This window comes from Pectobacterium sp. 1950-15 (assembly GCF_037136835.1).
Lineage (GTDB): Bacteria > Pseudomonadota > Gammaproteobacteria > Enterobacterales > Enterobacteriaceae > Pectobacterium.
The window spans coordinates 380,525-400,992 of record NZ_JBBBQR010000002.1; the positions used below are offsets into that span (position 1 = coordinate 380,525).

The 20,468-nt window shown below is 53.8% G+C and carries 17 protein-coding genes; 6 read left to right on the top strand and 11 right to left on the bottom strand.

The features are described 5' to 3' along the window. Positions 1–14: 14 nt before the first annotated feature. The 8 genes from yhdP to csrD all read right to left on the bottom strand — a co-directional run bounded on the left by yhdP (position 15) and on the right by csrD (position 10,888). Complete coding sequence (gene yhdP / locus WCT94_RS03820) at positions 15–3,845, bottom strand: AsmA2 domain-containing protein YhdP (protein ID WP_336868047.1); 3,831 nt, start codon at positions 3,843–3,845, stop codon at positions 15–17. A 41-nt stretch (positions 3,846–3,886) separates the two neighbouring features. After that, the gene (rng, locus tag WCT94_RS03825) at positions 3,887–5,356 is read right to left on the bottom strand and encodes a ribonuclease G (protein ID WP_319848673.1); all 1,470 of its coding nucleotides are present in this window, start codon (positions 5,354–5,356) and stop codon (positions 3,887–3,889) included. Further along, a complete protein-coding gene (locus tag WCT94_RS03830; protein WP_012772978.1) occupies positions 5,346–5,939 on the bottom strand; it encodes a Maf family protein in 594 nt (197 codons plus the stop codon). The genes rng and WCT94_RS03830 overlap by 11 nt, the downstream gene beginning before the upstream one ends. Positions 5,940–5,947: 8 nt before the next feature. Continuing rightward, entirely contained in the window at positions 5,948–6,436 is a 489-nt protein-coding gene (mreD, locus tag WCT94_RS03835) for a rod shape-determining protein MreD (RefSeq protein ID WP_010300327.1), read from the bottom strand. Further along, positions 6,433–7,416 carry a rod shape-determining protein MreC gene (gene mreC / locus WCT94_RS03840; RefSeq protein ID WP_319848670.1) on the bottom strand — a complete coding sequence of 328 codons (984 nt, stop codon included), beginning with the start codon at positions 7,414–7,416 and terminating at the stop codon, positions 6,433–6,435. Before mreC ends, mreD begins: the two co-directional genes overlap by 4 nt. A 174-nt stretch (positions 7,417–7,590) precedes the next feature. Further along, positions 7,591–8,634, bottom strand: a complete 1,044-nt coding sequence (gene mreB, locus WCT94_RS03845) for a rod shape-determining protein MreB (protein ID WP_010300322.1) — start codon at positions 8,632–8,634, stop codon at positions 7,591–7,593. Further along, positions 8,627–8,785 (bottom strand): hypothetical protein, encoded by a 159-nt coding sequence (locus WCT94_RS03850; RefSeq protein ID WP_156890158.1) that lies wholly within the window; start codon positions 8,783–8,785, stop codon positions 8,627–8,629. The genes mreB and WCT94_RS03850 overlap by 8 nt, the downstream gene beginning before the upstream one ends. Before the next feature lie 165 nt (positions 8,786–8,950). Then, entirely contained in the window at positions 8,951–10,888 is a 1,938-nt protein-coding gene (csrD, locus tag WCT94_RS03855; RefSeq protein ID WP_336868048.1) for an RNase E specificity factor CsrD, read from the bottom strand. 373 nt (positions 10,889–11,261) lie between these two features. On the opposite strand from csrD, the gene acuI reads away from it, so the two are divergent. The 6 genes from acuI to accC all read left to right on the top strand — a co-directional run bounded on the left by acuI (position 11,262) and on the right by accC (position 16,624). Beyond that, positions 11,262–12,239 (top strand): acrylyl-CoA reductase (NADPH), encoded by a 978-nt coding sequence (gene acuI / locus WCT94_RS03860; protein WP_039282849.1) that lies wholly within the window; start codon positions 11,262–11,264, stop codon positions 12,237–12,239. A gap of 171 nt (positions 12,240–12,410) precedes the next feature. After that, the gene (gene msrP / locus WCT94_RS03865) at positions 12,411–13,412 is read left to right on the top strand and encodes a protein-methionine-sulfoxide reductase catalytic subunit MsrP (RefSeq protein ID WP_336868050.1); all 1,002 of its coding nucleotides are present in this window, start codon (positions 12,411–12,413) and stop codon (positions 13,410–13,412) included. Positions 13,413–13,470: 58 nt separating this feature from the next. After that, a complete protein-coding gene (msrQ, locus tag WCT94_RS03870; RefSeq protein WP_014913834.1) occupies positions 13,471–14,070 on the top strand; it encodes a protein-methionine-sulfoxide reductase heme-binding subunit MsrQ in 600 nt (199 codons plus the stop codon). A 254-nt stretch (positions 14,071–14,324) separates the two neighbouring features. Continuing rightward, positions 14,325–14,777 (top strand): type II 3-dehydroquinate dehydratase, encoded by a 453-nt coding sequence (gene aroQ / locus WCT94_RS03875; RefSeq protein WP_180743609.1) that lies wholly within the window; start codon positions 14,325–14,327, stop codon positions 14,775–14,777. 24 nt (positions 14,778–14,801) lie between these two features. Continuing rightward, positions 14,802–15,269, top strand: a complete 468-nt coding sequence (gene accB, locus WCT94_RS03880) for an acetyl-CoA carboxylase biotin carboxyl carrier protein (RefSeq protein ID WP_010681551.1) — start codon at positions 14,802–14,804, stop codon at positions 15,267–15,269. A gap of 11 nt (positions 15,270–15,280) precedes the next feature. Continuing rightward, entirely contained in the window at positions 15,281–16,624 is a 1,344-nt protein-coding gene (gene accC, locus WCT94_RS03885) for an acetyl-CoA carboxylase biotin carboxylase subunit (protein ID WP_012772968.1), read from the top strand. A gap of 72 nt (positions 16,625–16,696) precedes the next feature. Here accC and WCT94_RS03890 read toward each other — a convergent pair whose 3' ends face one another. From WCT94_RS03890 to WCT94_RS03900, 3 genes are all read right to left on the bottom strand, one after another. Continuing rightward, positions 16,697–18,688: a TonB-dependent receptor plug domain-containing protein gene (locus WCT94_RS03890; RefSeq protein WP_336868052.1), complete on the bottom strand. Its 1,992-nt coding sequence runs from the start codon at positions 18,686–18,688 to the stop codon at positions 16,697–16,699. Positions 18,689–18,781: 93 nt separating this feature from the next. Continuing rightward, positions 18,782–19,630 carry a ModD protein gene (gene modD, locus WCT94_RS03895; protein ID WP_336868053.1) on the bottom strand — a complete coding sequence of 283 codons (849 nt, stop codon included), beginning with the start codon at positions 19,628–19,630 and terminating at the stop codon, positions 18,782–18,784. Further along, complete coding sequence (locus tag WCT94_RS03900; RefSeq protein ID WP_336868054.1) at positions 19,627–20,448, bottom strand: class I SAM-dependent methyltransferase; 822 nt, start codon at positions 20,446–20,448, stop codon at positions 19,627–19,629. The genes modD and WCT94_RS03900 overlap by 4 nt, the downstream gene beginning before the upstream one ends. Positions 20,449–20,468: the final 20 nt, after the last annotated feature.

Below are 20,468 nucleotides of genomic sequence, written 5' to 3' on the forward strand. Positions count from 1 at the left end.
CTGCCCTAACGGCATTACTCGCCTTTCTTTTTGTTCGGCTCACGCAGCACTTCCTGAATCTTTGGCTGATCGACGCTACCGGAAATCTGGTAGCGAATCAGCGAAATCTTGTTCCATAGCGGTGCCAGCACTTTACTGGCAGCAAACACCGCGGCCCCTATAACCGGATTGACGGCAAATGCGGTCGCCACACCCACCGTCGCGGAAATTTCCGGGGCGATAACCGCTTCCATATTGACCTGTCGCTTAGCGAGGTCGAGATCGCCTTTCATCGCGATATCCGCCTCCAGACCGTCGATCAGCATATCATCAGTATGCAACACGCCGTCTTTAATCCATGCGGTGCTGCGAATCGAATCGAAGTAAAAGCCACGGCCAAACGTATCACTAAAATCAAACCGCAGCTTACGCATCAGCGCATCGAAGCTCAATAAACGCAGCAGTTGGCCCGCCTGACCCGCGCCGACTTCGGCAATTTCACCCTTACCAATGCGCGTGTGCAATATTCCGCTCAGACTGGCAATATCCGGCGCCCAAGGCGTTCCGCGCCAGTACAAATCGTAATCTACATCGAAAGAACCGGCCTTGAGCGGTGAATCAACGCCGAACCAGTTAGCATTCTGCTCCAGACTATCCCCGGTTAGGCGGCCTTTTAGCGCGCTCCGTACCCCTTCCGCATTTTCCTGCCAGGAACCGTTTATCGTCAGACGGGCTTTACCTGTATCAATAATGCCGTCCGTCAGCGTTAATTTTTCCTTTTCTGGCAGCAGCGTTCCCTGAATACGTCCCATATTCTGCCCGATAATCCAGCACTGGCGACAGTTAACCGCCAGCGACGGCCAGTCTTCAAAGCTAATGCTCGGGTCGTTCAGCGGCGATTTTTTCTCTGCTAGCGCCACCGGATTGGTCGCTTCATTCCCTTTCCACTGAGGATTGTAGTAGAGATAATTGATGTCGCTGCGCCACATACCACGATTGGGTATCTCGACCGTTCCGTCAATTTCACGCCCCTTTGCCCGCACTTCGCTGCCAGCAAGCGTATTTTTGCGCGTAATTTCCAGATCGTGCCACTGCTGCCCTAGCAGCTGTAGCTCAGGCGTACGCAAGGTCACCGCTTCTGGGAAACGAAGGGAACTCTGTGCCTTTCTCCCTTCCGCCGATGTCGAGGCACGCAGCGATGGCAGGAGCCCCAGCCAGCTTTCCGCATCCAACGGCGGAAGATCGAGCACCAGCGAGGAGTCTTCTGGTAATGCAGGCGCCGTCGTTGTTCCATTCTGCCAGCTTGCTCGTGCCAGCGTCACGGTGTCGCCTTTCAGCAGCCATTGGCTATTGAAGTGGTTATCCTTGCCCAGCCGTCCCTGCATCGTGAAGCCATTCAGGTCACCGCTGGCTTTTACCTCCAGCGGCAGGCTCTCACCAGCAGGTTTACTTAGTGGGTTAGGTAAGTGACTACTTACTTTGCTTAAATCAGCCTGTACATCAACATCGTAGGTTGTTTTACCGGAATGCGGCAGGTTAACGGCAACCGTACTCTTCCAGCCCGCCAAACCGGACACGTCTTTGCTTGCCGATGTCGGTAAACCAGGCAAGCGTGCAGGTTGCCAATCGCCCTGCAAGCCAACATTCACCAGAAAAGCCTTCGCTTGCTCTTCTGTGGTGAAGTTGACCGCCATCGGCTGATTCATCCAATTCGCCTGAAGCGTGTCACTGCGTAAATTGCCGTTTTCATAGCGGAATTTACCCGTGAGATTCTTAATCGTGGTATTCAACGGTTTGATGTATAGACTGTTATTGTTCAGCGCAATGTCACCACTGGCGTGAACATCGTCACCGGCGAGCGGAATATCCAGATGCAGCGATCCTTTCACCGGCCCGCCGATTTTCAGTTCATCGAGCGCCGTACCCAACGAGGATTTCAGCGGCGTCTGATTAAAATAGTTCCCCACTTCAGGCCCCGGGCCTTCCAGTTCGCCATCAATGAGCAGCATCTCTTTTTCATAATCGGGAATAACCGCGCTAATATTCTTGCCTTCCACCTTGCCTAGCCAGGTTTGTGGCGCAAACATCCATAAGCCGTTGTTGGCGAAATCCAGATTAATATCCAGCGGCGTCAGCGCAGGCCAGCCCGGTTGAAACTCAAAGGTCGCCTCTTTAACCGGCACCCAGACTTCAAACTGACCTTCATTATGCGTATACGGGAAATGTTGCGGATTACCGGCAAAGATCAGCGTCGCGTTATCGACACGACCGCCTTTCAGCGCACCGCTCAGATAGTCCACCAGCTCGGTGCCCATAAACCGTTCAGGATAATAGCGCCAGGCATCCGCTGCATCGGTCAGCCGAATACCCGCCAGAATATCCAGCTTCGGCTCTTGTTTGACTGGCTGTTCGTAACGGAAATCACCGTTCGCCCATAGCGATTTCGCCTGCACGTCCAGACCATGACTCCAAAGCGCCAAACCCTGTGCGTCATTACGCCAGTCGATCGTGCCGCTGGCCTGCTGGATTTCCAGCGGCGCGCGGAACATATCAACATAGGGCAGCGTGCTCTGCTTTAACGCTATGCTGACCTGACCACGCTCGGCGCTACCGCGGGCAGAACCAGAGAAATGATCGACCCCCGGCAGCAATTTCCACTGTTTCCAGCTCACGTCCTGCCAGTTGGCCTGAAAGCGGCTTCTCTCCGGCTGTTGCAGAGGGATGTCGACGGCAACCGTATTCAAGGTGCCCGTCGGTTGCAGTTCTGCCCAACGTTCTTTCAACGCTGGCGTTGTGCTGGACAGCAGCGGGAGCAGCGTACTTACCCGCTCCAGCGCCAGATTACTGGCTCGAATGCGCAGCTCTTCCTGCCGATCGGGCCCTAACATGTGTTCATTTTTTGGCAGCCAGAGGGCCGAGAGACGACCTTTCGGCCAAGCGACGCCATCCGTTGCCAGATTCAATTCAGGTACATCCACCTGCCAACCATTCTCCTGACGGCTGACATGCAGCGCCATGTCATCGACCTTCAGGCGATGTGCATCGCGGCCGTCACCCCAGTTGGCCGTTCCCTGATTCAGGAACACATCACCACTGTGGATGTCGCCTTCACGAACGTTCAGCCAGGCCGCCAGGCTAAAATCGGCGCTTTCCAGCCCGGTTGTGTTTTTCATCCAGCGGCTGAGCCAGGGCTTCATATCGATATTGTCAGCCTGCAGGTAGAACGTGCCGTTGCTGAGCAGCCCCTGCTCATCGTGCAAATCCATGCGCATTTGCACCACACCGTGCTGACCGTTAAAACTCGACAGGCTGATCAAACCTTCCGCACGATGACGTTTATCAGAGTTCAGCCAGGTCAGTTGTGGAATGCTCAGCTCCGCGCGGGCGCCGGAAGGGGTAAGAAAGGTAATGTGGCTATCACGCAGGTCAAAGTGATCAAACTGGCGCAGGAAAAGGTCGCTAACCTTTCCTGACTCCATCAGTTTGCTGTCCTGCTGCTGCCCGGTGAATTGGCTATTAATATCGAGCTTTAACTGGTGAAACGTGAGATCGCGAAACTGCCAGCGCCCGTGTAACAGCGACTGCCACACATCCAACGCCAGCGTAATGCGATCAACCTGCCAGTCTGATTCTGGCAGGGACGTGCGAAATTTTTCAATCTCCAGCGTGGGGCCAAAGGACTCCCACCGCCCCGTCATCGAGCCGATTTCCAACGGAACACCCGCCGCAGACTGCGCCCAGGCCACCAGCTGTGGCCGGAAGTGATCGAGCTGCGGCAGCACCAGTCTTAAGCCGCTGACTAACAGCGCAACCATCACGACAAGAGTGGCACCCGTGATGACTACAATTCCGGGCAGTCGCCTCACTAATATCTCCTTCTTTCGTCGCCGACGACGAGCGCACGAATTTACATCATGACGACGTCAAACTGCTCCTGGCTATACAGGGGTTCGATTTGTACTTTGACCTGCTTGCCGACGAAAATTTCAACCTCAGCTAACGCGTGCGATTCTTCGCTTCTCAGCGCTTCCCCGACAGCCGGTGAGGCATAGACCAGGAAACGGTCGGTGTCATATGCGTGGTGGACACGCACAATTTCACGCATGATTTCATAGCAGACGCTTTCTACCGTCTTCACCGTGCCGCGACCGTGGCACGTCGGGCATTCATGGCAGAGCACGTGTTCGATACTCTCACGCGTGCGTTTACGCGTCATCTCCACTAATCCTAGTTGAGAGAAGCCGTTAATACTGGTTTTGACCCGATCTTTACTGAGCGCCTGCTCCAGTGAATGCAGCACCCGCCGACGGTGATCTTCATTATTCATATCGATGAAGTCGATAATGATGATGCCACCAAGGTTACGCAGACGCAGCTGCCGCGCAATCGCCTGCGTGGCCTCCGTGTTGGTATTGAAAATGGTTTCATCCAGATTACGGTGGCCGACAAACGCCCCCGTGTTGATGTCGATGGTCGTCATCGCTTCAGTCTGATCGATGATCAAATAACCGCCGGACTTCAGTTCAACCTTTCTGTCCAGCGAACGCTGGATTTCATTTTCCACGTCAAACAGGTCAAAAATGGGCTGTTTACCCGCATAGTGTTCAAGTTTGCGGGTCATCTCCGGGATATATTCGGAGGTAAATTCCAGCAGCGCTTCATACGTCAGTCGCGAGTCAATCCGAATGCGATCCAACGCCGCACCGGCGAAATCACGCAAAATTCGCTGAGCGAGCGCCACTTCACCGTAGAGCTTGCATTTGGTCTGGTTGCGCTTTTTGCGCTCCATCACCTTGCCCCACAGACGCTTCAGGAACGCCGCATCCTGCGAGAGTTCTTCTTCACCGATCCCTTCCGCTGCGGTACGAATGATGAAACCACCGTCATCGTCACAATACTCGGCGACCGTCTTCTTTAAGCGCTCACGTTCCGCTTCGCTCTCAATCCGCTGTGACACGCCAACGTGCGATGCGCCGGGCATAAACACCAGATAGCGCGACGGCAGCGTGATATCGGTCGTCAGACGCGCACCTTTGGTTCCCAGTGGATCTTTGACCACCTGCACCATGAGATCCTGCCCCTGACGCACCAGTTCGGCGATATCACGGACGTGAAAATTCTTCTGTTCGTCACCGGCAACACATTCGGTGTGCGGCATAATATCGGACGCGTGCAGGAATGCCGCTTTATCCAGACCGATGTCCACGAACGCCGCCTGCATACCCGGCAGAACGCGGCTCACGCGGCCTTTATAAATGTTGCCGACAATACCGCGCTTCGCATCACGCTCAATGTGGATTTCCTGCAGAATACCGCCGTCGATATAGGCAACGCGCGTTTCTGAAGGTGTAACGTTTACCAGTAACTCAGCAGTCATGTTTTCCTCTTGCACTCCGCAACGCAGCAAAATTACTGAATAGCTCATGGGTTTCTACCAGCGGCAGCCCTACCACCGCGTAATAGCTCCCGTTAAGCGACCGGACAAAGCATCCCCCTTTGCCCTGAATACCGTAAGCCCCAGCTTTATCCATCGGCTCGCCGCTAGCGATATACCGTTCGATATCCTGCTGCGAGAGCGGACGGAAGACGACGTCGGTGATCACCAGACAACTCAATATATCGTCTTTATCTGCCAGTGCGACGGCCGTCATCACCTGGTGTGGTTTCCCGGACAGCTGACTCAACATCTCTGCAGCATGGGCTTCATCTTGCGGTTTTTCCAACACCTGGCCGTTCAGCACCACGATGGTGTCCGCCCCCAGCACTGGCAAATCGAGCGGTGCAGCCGCGACACCCGCTGCCGCTTTTTCATGCGCCAGACGCCGGACATAGACTTCCGCCGCTTCCTCCGGTAACCGCTGCTCTTCCACCGCGACGTTCAGTACAGCAAAAGGAATATCGAGCTGCGTGAGCAGTTCACGACGGCGGGGAGAAGCGGAGGCCAGATAAAGCTGGGTCATGAATCACCTTATTGCACAGTAAACTGACGGCGAATTTTACGCATCAGCAGGAACAGCCACGGCCAGAGTACGCCATCCACGACGCTATTCCAGAATGTTTCTGGTCGGAAAGAGACATTTATAACTAAAAATTCTGCCCAGAATACCGTGAGGTCCATCAGCAGCGACAACAGCATGACGATTAATGCCTGCTGCCATAACGCCATATTTCGGAACAGCTGGAATTTAAAGGCGACCAGATAAGCAACAATGCTCAACGCCAGCGCCCGTACTCCCAGTGTAGACCCAAGAATCAGGTCCATAATCAGACCTAATATAAATCCTGTGCCGACATTCACCCGATGTGGCAATGCCATCACCCAATAGATAAGGAACAGCGTCAGCCAGGAGGGGCGAAACATGTAGATTTCATCCGGCCACGGCATAATCTGCAAAACCATAGCGATCAGAAAAGAAAGCCAGATAATCCAGTTGCCATGCCTGCGATAACGGTTCATTGACGGCCTCTCTGCGGCTCGACGGTTGGCGCAGCGGCATCAGGAGGAAGCGGCGGCCCCATGTCGTCAGGCGACGGTAAAACCTGCGGCATCATCTGCATCAGTCGCTCATTGGCAACCCGATGAACTTCCGCCGGCGGCAGCGACGTATTGGAGTTATTCTCCACACCCCACAGCAACAACAGATAGCGCAGACGCTGTAGCCCCGCCGTCGGGCGAGCCTGAATAATCGTATAGGCGCGCTGTGTATCGGCTTTGACCGATGACACAACCGCTACCGGATACCCTTCAGGGAAACGTCCACCCAGACCCGATGTGACCAGCACGTCACCGACGCGAATATCGGTATTGTTAGGCAGGTGCTCCAGTTGCAGATCGTCGGCGCAGCCATTACCGGCAGCAATCACGCGGATATCATTGCGCAGCACCTGAATGGGCAACGCGTGGGAAACATCACAAATCAACAAAACCCGGCTGGTAAACTGCCCCACCGCCACAACCTGACCCACCACGCCTTTATCGCTGATGACCGGTTGCCCTTCATACACACCGTTCGCCTGACCTTTATCGATCACGACCTGATCGCTGTAAGGGTCGGTTCCGGCAGACATCACCTGCGTCACCATCTTCTGCTCATCCTGACGCAGCGGCGAGCCGAGCAATTCACGTAACCGCGCATTTTCCTGCTTGAGCTGGCCTAGCAGCAACAGGTCGCTGTTTTTCATCAACAGTTCCTGACGCAGTGCGGTGTTTTCAAGGCCTAATTGCTCGCGGGTTGCCAGTGAGGCAGACATATTGTCCAGAACCTGACGGGGCCCATTCGCCAGAAAATAAAATGGGCTGACGGCGGTATCCATGTACGTTCTGATTTTGACGAACGAACCGAGCCGACTGTCCGCAACGATCACGACAATCGCGGTAACGACAGCAAGAAAAAGTCGTAATTGCAGGGAAGGCCCCCTGCTAAAAAGCGGCTTCATAAAATTTGCGTATTCCTCGACAGCAACCTCAAATCGCTCCTGGCGATTTTTAACGTCACAAAGCGGCACCCCGTAGGGCGGATTTCATTCGCTCAGGCAAATAAAAAAGGGGTAACCACGAGAGATGAAAAACGCAGGCGTTCATCCATCCGGTCCCCCCTTTTCCAGACAGGATTACTCCTCGCTGAACAAATCGCCACCGTGCATGTCGATCATTTCCAGCGCCTTGCCGCCGCCACGGGCGACACAGGTCAGTGGATCTTCAGCCACCACGACCGGAATACCGGTTTCTTCCATCAGCAAGCGATCCAGGTTACGCAGCAGCGCGCCGCCGCCGGTTAACACCATACCGCGCTCGGAAATATCGGAGGCCAGTTCCGGTGGGCACTGTTCCAACGCCGCCATGACCGCGCTGACGATACCCGTCAACGGCTCTTGCAGCGCTTCCAGAATTTCGTTGGAGTTCAGCGTGAATCCACGCGGCACACCTTCAGCCAGGTTACGGCCACGCACTTCAATCTCAAGCACTTCGTCGCCCGGATACGCGGAGCCGATTTCATGCTTGATACGTTCCGCCGTTGCTTCACCGATCAGTGAACCATAGTTACGGCGAACGTAGTTGATGATCGCTTCATCAAAGCGGTCACCACCAATACGGACAGAAGAGGAGTACACCACACCATTCAGCGAGATCACCGCCACTTCCGTGGTACCACCACCGATATCTACGACCATGGAACCTGTCGCTTCGGATACCGGCATGCCAGCACCGATCGCAGCCGCCATCGGCTCTTCGATCAGGAACACTTCACGGGCACCCGCACCTAGTGCAGATTCGCGAATGGCACGACGTTCAACCTGTGTTGCTCCTACCGGAACACACACCAGCACGCGCGGGCTCGGACGCATAAAACTGTCGCTATGCACTTGCTTGATGAAGTGCTGCAACATTTTTTCCGTGACCTGGAAATCGGCGATAACACCGTCTTTCATCGGGCGAATCGCCACGATATTCCCAGGCGTTCTGCCCAGCATCTGCTTAGCGTCGTGGCCTACCGCCGCCACGCTTTTTTGGGAACCGGCGCGATCCTGACGAATCGCAACCACAGAGGGTTCATTCAGTATGATGCCCTGCCCTTTAACGTAAATCAGGGTATTGGCGGTACCCAGGTCGATGGACAAGTCGTTGGAAAACATGCCACGAAATTTCTTAAACATAACTAAAGGATAATCCTGCAAGCTGGGGGCGAAAAATAAATCCGCCTACTTTACCAACCACACGAAGCAGCGACAAGGCACGAAAAGGCTCTGCTTCGGTGAAAAATGAGTCTGCGTTGCGCACGTCGGCGTCAGGGAGAAGGCACAACATGCTTTCTCCTCAGGCGGCAAGGCATCTTACCACTGTCCACCCGACAGAATTGCGCTAACACAGGACATAAAATCTAACATTTAATCGGATTGCCGCTATCGTAAGCACACACTAACCGATTTAACAACCGCCTCATTCTACGTCAATTTGCACAGGACGTTTATACTAAACACGATGCCGCGATGAATATTTTTTCAGCTCATCCGTTACAAGGACTGATGCGGCAAAAAAATCCCCTTGCCCACCATAGACACCCTTGCCCAACAGCATTCGCCACTCCTCTTTAGTACGCACGCCAGCGGCAAACACCCGCGTTTGCGTGCCTTTACAGGCTTCGGTCAGGCTTTGCACAAACAGCTGATTTTCCGGGCGGCGTTCAAGACTACGTACCAAACCGGGATGAAGCTTGATGATCTCCACGGGGAGTGACTTGATATACGTCGTACTCACCAACGTTAAACCCGCCTGCGTTACTGCCAGACGACAACCTAATCCCAGGATCACATTAAGAACGGGTCGCAGGCGGCCGATATATTGACAAACATCTGCCTCTGCAAGTTCAAATAAAATGCGCTGCCGCTGCGTTTTCGGACATTGGAGTAAGATTTCTTTCAGCCAACGCAGGAAAGGCTTCTGCAAAAGTGAGTCAACACTTACCGGCAAAGCCAGTGTTTCTCCCGGCCAGCTCGCTGATAAATCAATAATACGCGCCACCAACTGCCGATCATAGCTGGCTGCTAGCCCCAGTTGTTGAACCAGCGGCATATACTCCGCGGCGAGCAGTTCCTGTTCTCCGTCGTAGATCCGGCTCATCATTTCACGATGATGTACCACACCCTCTTTCGTGACCGCAGGCTTCTGATACAGCCGCGGACCGCCGCGCGCCAACGTCTGTTCCAGCAAAGTGCGCCATTTCACGCTGCCACGCCCTTTGTCTGGCACCTGCCTGTCAAACACGCACCAACTATTACCGCCCTGCAACACCGCATTGCGCGTCGCGTCCTCCACGCTCTCCATCACCTGCTCGGCACTTTGCCCGCCGCGATAGGCACAGATACCAATGTGGAGAACGTCCTCGCGATCGATCAACGGACAGGCGGGGAGAATATCGATAGACTTCACCAACTGCGTGGCAATTGCAGTGGCTTCCTTTAACGTGCTGTGGGGGAGCAATACGGTGAAATCGCTGCTGAAATAACGCGCCAGCAGCGCAGAGGGATAGCGCATGACAAACGTCGATAGCAGGTTGACCAGCGTGAAACGGTATTCCTGAAGTGCACTGGTATAGCCATGCGTTTCCTGCAAGGTTTCAAAATCGGGTACGCGGATCATCATGACAACGCCGTGCGTCCCTACTTCTTCACCATCTTCCAACTGCGTGGTCAGTTGATTATCAAAAAACAGACGATTACTCAGCCCGGTTTCGGCATCCTGTGCGGCGAACGCGCGAATTAAGGTATCAACCCGCCCACGTTCCTCCCGTGCCTCCACTAGATCAGACAGCAGTTGATCAAGCGCCCCACTGGTATTGACCGGCCATTCACGTACCGACCCCTGCATAACCGATTCACGCTCGCCCTTGAGAATACGCTGTGCGCGTTCTTCCAACTCTTCCTGGCCGGCGGCCTGACGACGCAGCCAGCGGATGGAGAAATACAGCATCAGGAGCATCAGACCCGCGGCCAATAACACCGATAGCATCGACACCACAAAGCGCGGTAAACCAATCAGCGGATCGACATACCTGATGGCGATCGTCATGTTCAGATGGTGCATCAGCGGAAATTCGACCTCATGATAGAGGTGCGTGCGTTCCCAGCCGGCCTCAGGCAGCTGTATTGAATAGAGGGTCGAATCGTTATCCTGAATATCCAGCACAACAATGCCTGCCGTTTTCATCATACCCGGCAGCCAATATTGGATATTTTCGGGCGATTGCACTAATAACGCCTGATCGATACTGGCCGTGACCTCACGCAGCTGCTGTTCGGTCCGCAACTGACTATAATAACAGAGGCTAAATATACTACTGAAAAGCATAAGAAAAATGGCGAGAACCGTCAGCAATACCACGAGTATCGAGAATCTGGTCGTAAATCCCATCCCTGCGTCCTATTCCAAATAATTGTTATTTCTGCGAGTTTGTTGTTTTTTATCAGTTCGCATAGGCCAGCAACATAGTACCTTTTTTAACAAACAGTACCTTATTAACAAAGAGTACCTGTAATAACTATACCCTAAATAATTCGAGTGCCAGGACAAAACGCTAGCGTTTTGAACAACGCAAAGCGTTGGCCCGCTAGGGCGAGGCTCATTTATGCGCCTCGTAACGCGGCAAGCGAGGGCATCCCGATGAGCTTACTCAAGTAAGTGATTCGGGTAACTAAGCGATGCCAACGCACATGCGGCTTGAAGAATGACGGGTATATAGTCGTTAATGACTTCCCCATTTTAATCCTGCTACAGGAGATAGCCCATGCAGGCTTTAGTTCTTGAACAGTCAGACGGACTGACCCACGCTCAGATTCGCGAGATTGACGCAGAGCAGCTTCCCACCGGGGATGTAACTGTCGATATCAACTGGTCCGGCATTAACTATAAAGATGCGCTTGCCATTACCGGCAAAGGTAAAATTATCCGTAACTTCCCGATGGTTCCTGGAATCGACTTCGCAGGAACCGTACGCCACAGCGACAGCGATCGGTTTAGCGTCGGCCAACCTGTTATCCTGACCGGTTGGGGCGTGGGTGAAAACCACTGGGGCGGATTGGCGCAACAGGCTCGCGTGAAGAGCGACTGGCTGGTTCCTCTGCCCGCGTCGCTGGATGCACGTAAGGCCATGATTCTGGGTACCGCAGGCTTCACCGCGATGCTGTGCGTGATGGCGCTGGAGGACGGCGGCATCACCCCGGAAAGCGGCGACATTATTGTGACCGGTGCCAGCGGCGGCGTCGGCAGCACAGCAGTCGCCCTGCTTGCAGAGCTAGGCTATCAGGTCACCGCCGTCAGCGGTCGTGCCGACAACACCGATTACCTGAAAAAACTCGGGGCGAAGCAGGTACTGGATCGCAGCGAATTCAGCGGAAGCCCTCGCCCACTGGAGAAACAACGCTGGGCCGGCGCGGTGGATACCGTCGGTGATAACGTACTGGCGACGCTGCTGGCGCAGATGGATTACAACGCGACAGTCGCCGCATGCGGTCTGGCTGGCGGCGTTGCGCTGCCGACTACCGTGATGCCATTTATTTTACGTAATGTTCGTCTGCAAGGCGTGGATTCCGTGATGGCACCGCTGGCTCGCCGTCAGCAGGCATGGGAGCGTCTGGCTACCATTCTGCCTGAGTCGTTCTATCAGCAGGTGACGCAGGAAATCGGGTTGGAAGATGTCCCTGCTGTCGCTGCCGCACTGCTGGAAAACAAAGTCACTGGCCGCACACTGGTGAAAATCAGCTAACACCTTTCGTTGATCCAGCCACCTGCGCCGCGGGTGGCTGTTACACCCTGCAAAAAAGTATTTCATCTCTCCTATCGCGGTTTCTACCGTAGTTCATCTATAACTAAGTGAACAGTAAGCAGTAAAAACGCCACTTTGCGTCAACAATAATAATGACTGGCGGGAGTTCACATGCAAAAACATCGCAAGTTCACTGAAGCCGACGTTACTCCAGAATCCCTCTTCTATCAGCGTCGACGTGTATTAAAAGCGCTGGGTATTTCCGCTGCCGCGCTTTCACTACCCTTTTCTGCACAGGCCGACCTGCTGGCCTGGTTTAAAGGTGCTGATAAACCCAAAGCGCCGCCGGGTAAACCGCTCACGTTTAGCCAACCTGCTGACTGGAAGCTCGATTTGCCGCTCACGCCGGAAGATAAGGTTACGGGCTATAACAACTTCTATGAATTTGGGCTGGATAAAGCCGATCCGGCAGCCAATGCCGGCGGGTTAAAAACCGAAGGCTGGACCATCAAGATTGACGGTGATGTCGCCAAACCCCTCACGCTGGATATCGACGATTTACTCAAACGCTTTCCACTGGAAGAGCGAATCTATCGTTTCCGCTGCGTCGAGGCGTGGTCAATGGTGATTCCGTGGGTCGGGTTTGAGTTAGCCAAACTGATTAAATTCGCCGAACCCACCAGCAATGCCCGCTACGTGGCGTTTCAAACGCTTTACGACCCAGAACAGATGCCGGGACAAAAAGATCGCTTCATGGGTGGCGGGTTAGATTATCCTTATGTAGAAGGGCTGCGGCTGGATGAAGCCATGAACCCGTTGGCGCTGCTGGCCGTCGGGGTTTACGGCAAAACGTTGCCGCCGCAGAACGGCGCCCCCATCCGGTTAGTCACGCCGTGGAAATACGGCTTCAAGAACATCAAATCCATCGTACATATCCGGTTCACGCGTGAGAAACCACCCTGCACGTGGAATCTGGCGGCTCCAGACGAATATGGCTTCTACGCCAACGTTAATCCCCATGTGGATCACCCGCGTTGGTCGCAGGCAACAGAACGCGTCATCGGTTCAGGCGGCCTGCTTAACGTTGAGCGCCAACCCACGCTGTTGTTCAACGGCTATGCCGATCAGGTTGCCTCGCTGTATCGCGGCCTTAACCTACGCGACAACTTTTAGCGAATAACACAAAACGCCTCGCCAATAACACCTTGCCAGGATAGGAATCTACAGCAGCATGAGACTGACGCTACAACACATTACCCGGTTAAAAGTGCTACTCCATCTGGCGGGTTTTCTGCCGCTGCTGTGGCTGATATTGTCGGTTGACCAAGGGTGGTTCAGCGCCGACCCGGCCAAGGATATCCAGCACTTTACCGGCAGAATGGCGCTGAAATTGCTGCTGGCGACGCTGTTGGTCACGCCACTGGCGCGCTACGGCAAACAGCCGCTGCTCATTCGCTGCCGCCGACTCCTCGGGCTGTGGTGCTTTTTCTGGGCGACGTTACATCTGGTGAGTTACGCGCTGCTGGAGCTGGGTCTGGATCATCTGGCGCTGCTGGGCAAAGAGCTGATATCCCGACCGTATTTGACGTTGGGAATCATAAGCTGGCTGATTTTGCTGGCGCTGGCAGTGACCTCGCCACAGATAATGATGCGCAAGTTGGGATCGCAATGGCAAAAACTGCATAATTTCGTCTATTTAGTCGCCATCCTTGCGCCTATCCACTATCTTTGGTCAGTTAAAACGCTGTCTCCACAGCCCATTTTGTATGCGCTGGCGGCACTGATATTGCTGCTGTTCCGTTATAAGAAATTTCGTCAATGGTGGCGCTAAACACCGCGCTAGCAGGGGAAAAGCCGGGTATGAGCCGCAGCAAGATTCACGCCGCCTCACGGTCTGGCGCAGGAATATCTCCGCAGATAAGACCAGTATTTAGCTGCGAATTGCCACGATATAGTTATAATGCACGACTTTAATTTCTCGGGCCGGACAATTTGCGTCACGAAAGGTGACAAACGAATAGCTTCGCGCTATTTTGTGCGACACGGTTTTGGCAATCTTGGTCAATCGCGGGAGATAGCAGCACAATGGCAGAAAAGTTTCACATTTTGCTCTTGAACGGTCCAAACCTGAATCTGCTAGGAACCCGAGAGCCCGACAAATACGGTAAGACGACGCTAGCAGACATTGTCAGCGAACTGGAAACACAGGCGCAGACATTGAACGTGAAGTTTTCCCATCTGCAATCCAACGCGGAACATGTCCTGATCGATACCATCCATCAGGCCAGAGGAAACACAGACTTCATTCTGATTAACCCGGCGGCATTCACCCACACCAGCGTTGCGCTGCGTGATGCCCTGCTGGCGGTCTCGATTCCGTTTATCGAAATTCATCTGTCCAACGTGCACGCACGCGAGCCTTTTCGTCATCACTCCTATCTTTCTGATGTTGCGGTAGGCGTGATATGTGGCCTGGGGGCAGATGGTTATCAGTATGCTTTACAGACGGCGGTAAAACGCCTGTCAACTTCCAATTAAACAAAAGAGTACGGAACCACATCCATGGATATTCGTAAAATCAAAAAACTGATCGAACTGGTTGAAGAGTCCGGCATCGCCGAACTGGAAATTTCTGAAGGTGAAGAATCAGTACGTATCAGTCGTGCCCCAGCAGCGGTTAACTACCCGATGATGCAACAGGCCTACGCTACGCCAATGATGCAGCCACAGCCTGCTCTGGCCGCCGCCGTTGCACCAGCGCCAGTGGAAGCTGCAGCAGCACCGGCTGCCATCAGTGGACACATCGTTCGTTCTCCAATGGTTGGAACCTTCTATCGCACCCCAAGCCCGGATGCTAAAGCCTTCGTGGAAGTGGGTCAGCACGTCAATGTTGGCGATACCCTGTGCATCGTCGAAGCCATGAAAATGATGAACCAGATCGAAGCCGACAAATCAGGCGTGGTGAAAGCCATCCTGGTCGAAAGCGGTCAGCCGGTTGAATTTGACGAGCCACTGGTTGTCATCGAATAACGAGGCTTATCATGCTAGATAAAATCGTTATCGCTAACCGCGGAGAGATTGCGCTGCGTATTTTGCGTGCCTGTAAAGAACTGGGCATCAAAACCGTCGCCGTTCACTCCAGTGCGGATCGCGATTTGAAACACGTATTGCTGGCGGACGAAACCGTGTGTATCGGCCCGGCGCCGTCAACAAAAAGCTATCTGAATATCCCTGCGATTATTTCCGCTGCGGAAATCACGGGTGCCGTCGCGATTCACCCTGGCTACGGTTTCCTGTCCGAAAATGCGGATTTTGCCGAGCAGGTTGAACGCTCTGGCTTTATCTTCATCGGTCCACGCGCAGAAACTATTCGCCTGATGGGCGACAAAGTGTCTGCCATCACCGCCATGAAAAAAGCGGGTGTCCCCACCGTACCAGGTTCTGATGGCCCTCTGACCGACGACATGGACGCTAACCGTGTTCATGCAAAACGCATCGGCTATCCGGTCATCATCAAAGCCTCTGGCGGCGGCGGTGGTCGTGGTATGCGCGTCGTGCGCAGCGACAAAGAGCTGGAACAATCCATCAACATGACCCGTGCGGAAGCCAAAGCGGCTTTCAACAACGACATGGTCTACATGGAAAAATATCTGGAAAACCCACGTCACGTGGAAATTCAGATTCTGGCTGATGGTCAGGGCCACGCCGTCTATCTGGCCGAACGTGACTGTTCCATGCAGCGTCGTCACCAGAAAGTGGTGGAAGAAGCGCCAGCACCGGGCATTACGGACGAGCTACGCCGCAATATCGGCGATCGCTGCGCCAAAGCCTGTATCGATATCAACTATCGTGGTGCGGGTACGTTCGAGTTCCTGTACGAAAACGGTGAGTTTTACTTCATTGAAATGAACACCCGTATTCAGGTGGAGCATCCGGTAACCGAAATGATTACCGGCGTGGATCTGATCAAAGAGCAGCTGCGCATCGCTGCCGGTCTGCCACTGTCCATCAAGCAGAAAGACGTCAAGGTTCGCGGTCATGCGGTGGAATGCCGTATCAACGCGGAAGACCCGAACACGTTCCTGCCAAGCCCGGGTAAAATCACGCGTTTCCACGCGCCGGGCGGCTTTGGTGTCCGTTGGGAATCGCATATTTACGCCGGTTATACCGTACCGCCGTATTACGATTCCATGATCGGCAAGCTGATCACCTACGGCGAAACGCGCGAGATCGCGATTTCCCGTATGAAGAACGCGCTGGCTGAACTGATCATCGATGGCATCAAAACCAACATCGAACTTCAGATGAAGATCATGAGCGACGAAAACTTCCAGAGAGGTGGCACGAACATCCACTATCTGGAGAAGAAACTCGGCTTGCAGTAAATACTGCGCAATCGAGTCAAAAGGCCAGCTTATGCTGGCCTTTGTTATTTAGGGTATATATGCCCTTGAGGATTAATACTGGTAAGCAACACCTAACCAATAATTACGTCCTTCCTCAACATAACCTTCCTGATAAGTGTAAGCCGTATCAAACAGATTGTTGACCGACGCATTCACACTGAAACCCGCGCCAAGACGATAATCCACCCGCACATTCGTCACCGCAAATCCGCGCGTTTTATCGTTATTATCTGAATTATTGAATCCCCAGCTACGCGCTTCTTCCATCACCGTAATGCTGACGGGTTCTACAGGCGTGATCGTTGCCCAGGCGAACACCTTATGCTTCGGCAGATCGACAATGTTGCCGATTTCCTGGCGTTTCACATCGCTATGAATCAGCCCATAGTTAACCCCGACGGTTAGCCAGTCTTTGACATCACCGTGAATCCCCAGATCCATGCCGTAGTAATCTACCCGGCCGCTGTTACGATTTTGGATCAGGCTTGGCGTAATGTTATGTGACAGAATCGCATTCGATACCCGGTTGTAGTACACGCTGGCGTCGTAACCCCAGCTTTCGGTCAAGCCGCCACGATAGTTCAGCTCAAGGTTTTGCGCACGTTCGGGTTTGAGGTTCGGATTAACCAGCGCATCCTGATTTTTGGCTGGCTTAGAGGTGGTGTAACGCTCTTTCAGAGTAGGAAAACGGCTACGTTCAGACAACGATAATTGCAGCTCATCGCGATTATCGAAGCGGTACTTCGTCATCATCTGCCAGTTAAAGGCATCCTGATTGTTTTGGTCATAATTCGTTAGCGCGCCGTTTTTCTCATACTTCATGCCCTGCTTGCTGTCGCGCCAGTCGTAGCTCACGCCAAATACCGCATCCAGCTTATCGGAGACATTCCACTGGTATTCGCTTGCCATCGACCAGGTACGGTCCTTATAGCGGTCGTATGGCGCATTAATCGCCCCTTTCTCGCGATGCACGTCATCTTTCCAGTGTACGGCGAACGACAGCAAATCCAGTTCGCGCATATCAATCCCTAATTGCAGCCCCGCGCCGTTACTGAAATCTGCATAGTGGCTATAGTTACCGCTCTTATTTTTGAAATCCGCCAGCGTTTTATACATCAGCAAGGTATTTTCAAATTCATCGTGATAGAAGCGGCTTTTCAGCGTCATTCTGTCACTAAGCTTTGTGGTGCCCTGATAGTAATAGCTTTCTTTGTTGTAGTCCGGCCACTGCCAATAGCGTGCCGACTGACCGTTGTTGCCCGCATAAGGCGGCGTATTCTTCTCGCCTTCCTGATTGATGTAGGTAAACGTATATTCATCGGATTCCCGCGGCGTAAACCCGACCTTAAGCATGCCGCGCTTGTCATCATTACCGGAGTTCATCCGCTGACCTTCGCTACCGGCAATCGCGTTATCAACGCCGTGAGGCAGCCCGGTAAACCGCTGCTTCTGACGACTGCCGCTAATCTGGAAGAACCCCAAATCGCTTTTCCCACCAAACGACGCATCCATGTTATGCGCATTGTCACGCCCGCGCGCCCAGCCCTGATTCAAGCGCACGTTCGCTTCCAGCTCTTTTTTCGGCCGCAAGGTCGTGAGGTTAATCGCGCCCCCCATTTGATTCGGGCCTTGCAGCAGCGAGGTATACCCTTTAGACACCTCGACCGCCGCCAGATCGGAAGCCTGAAAACGGCCAAGATCCAGGTTGCCGTCATAGGGAACATAAATCGGCACGCCGTCGAGGAAAACCGGCACCTGCCGGCTATCAAAGCCGCGAACTTTCACCTGTTGCTCACTGCGCCCGCCTGACTTTTGTAGCGTCACGCCCGGCACGGTATTCAGCGCTTCCGCCACATTGCGTCGATTTAGCTGATTAATCTGCTCCTGATTCACAATATCGTTGGTCGCCGCGACCGGGCTGCTCCACACCGTCATCACGTCTTTATCCTTCGTGGCCTCAACCGCGTCACCAGAGGCGGCATAGACGCAAGAGACAGGTAATAGACTGGCGGACAACAACCAACTTAATTTTTTTATTTGCATGACATTGTTCCCTTAAAAAAACACATTGCTGTATAAAAATTTATATAACGATAAATGTCGCCACTTCCCTTCATCCGGGTGTGGAAGGTGGCGTTAGCGTTTTGGCGTTAAAACGACACGGATATCGGCAGAGGACGCGTGGTAAGGCGCAGACGTGACGAGCAGGGCAACACCGGTTTCAGCATAGCGTTGAACCGTTTGCAGATTGATTCCTCCCGCAGCAGACACCTTACATGCGGGCGCATGGCGGGCAGCGTAAGACAGCGTGGCGATCACCTGTTCAGGCGTAAACTTATCAAGCTGTAGGATGTCAGGCCCGACGCTGAGCGCCATCATCGCCTCATCGGGGCTATCCACTTCCACAATGATGGCTTTCTCCGGTGCCGCGTGGCGTAGTTGAGCAACATGGGTAGCCCAATCATCCTGATTCGGCAAAAAGCGACGATGGTTCGTGAATAACAGCACTGTTTCTGCACAGCCCAAACGATGCACAATCCCGCCCCCGGCTAGCACGGCTAAGATCGAAAGCAGCTTCGTACCCGGAATAATTTTGCGCGTACAGGCAATCTGCCCGAATGGCACCTCGCGGGTATAAATTGCTTTCATTTGATGCAGATACTCGCTGACGCCACAGCACCACTCCAGCACGTTCTGCGTGACTTTCCATCCCTGATGTAACGCGGCGACATTTCCCGTTGCGGCAAGCATCGCTTCGCCGGGCTGCACGCGTCCCCCTTCCTGAACGCAATGCGTCACCCGCAGCCCCAGCCGCTGTAGCAGACGTTCCGCCACCGGCATCCCGCTCACACACCCGCCCTGACGATGGAAAAACGTGATCTCCCCTTCCCCTTGCCCTATTCCCAGCGCTCGCGTGGTGACATCACCGTACTGAATATCCTCCTGCAAGAGCTGGTCAAGGTACGCATCCGGGATATAAATCATCGTGCGAACTCCGCATGTGGCACCACATCCCAGTAGACAAACGCCCAATCCCGCGTCGGTGAAACGAGCGGGATATCATCATCCTGATGCGCATCGTAATAGGCTCTTAGGCGCTGCTTTTCTTCCTCACTCAACTTGCCTAATGACCAAGCCACGCCTTCCGCAAAACGCTCGAAGGTTTCGGCATGCCTTTGGCAATTCTGCCCACGAATAAAGCTCACGTTGGCGTGAATGCCCATGCGATAGAGAATATTCACGGCATAGATATAGTTCGGTAGCGATGTCGATGTTCGCCCGATTGCCGCCGAAATCCGTGGATCGACAAACGTAGGGGAAACCGTGTGGGTGGTGTACACCCGCAGGCGGGCTTTCTGATTTAGCTTGTAGAGCGCGGCCGCCAGATCCATGACCAGCGTCGATCGCGATGCCACCACAATGTCGCAGTCGGGCAGATCTGCCCAGTCGTCTTCCCAGGCACGGTGAGCAAATGCCGCATTTCCTATTCCCATTGCCTCTGCCCGACGGCGCGCCACGTCCAGCATGCCCTCGCTGTAATCAATGCCGTAAACCTGTTCAAGCCGCGACGCCACATTCAGGCACACCGACCCCGGCCCGCATCCAACGTCCAGCAGCGTTGTCGCCCCCGAAAAATCCATGTTGGCGATGAACCGATCCAGATACGGATCGCGTGGCCCCGCGCATTCTATTGCCATGTTTTCTGCGCGCTTATCCCAGTTTTCCGGGGTTTTAGCGGTTCTGGCCGCCCGCGCCATATGCGCCTGATAAAGCGCGGAAAAATCAATCTCGTCGATAATCATATTCTCTTCCTGACTTCTCT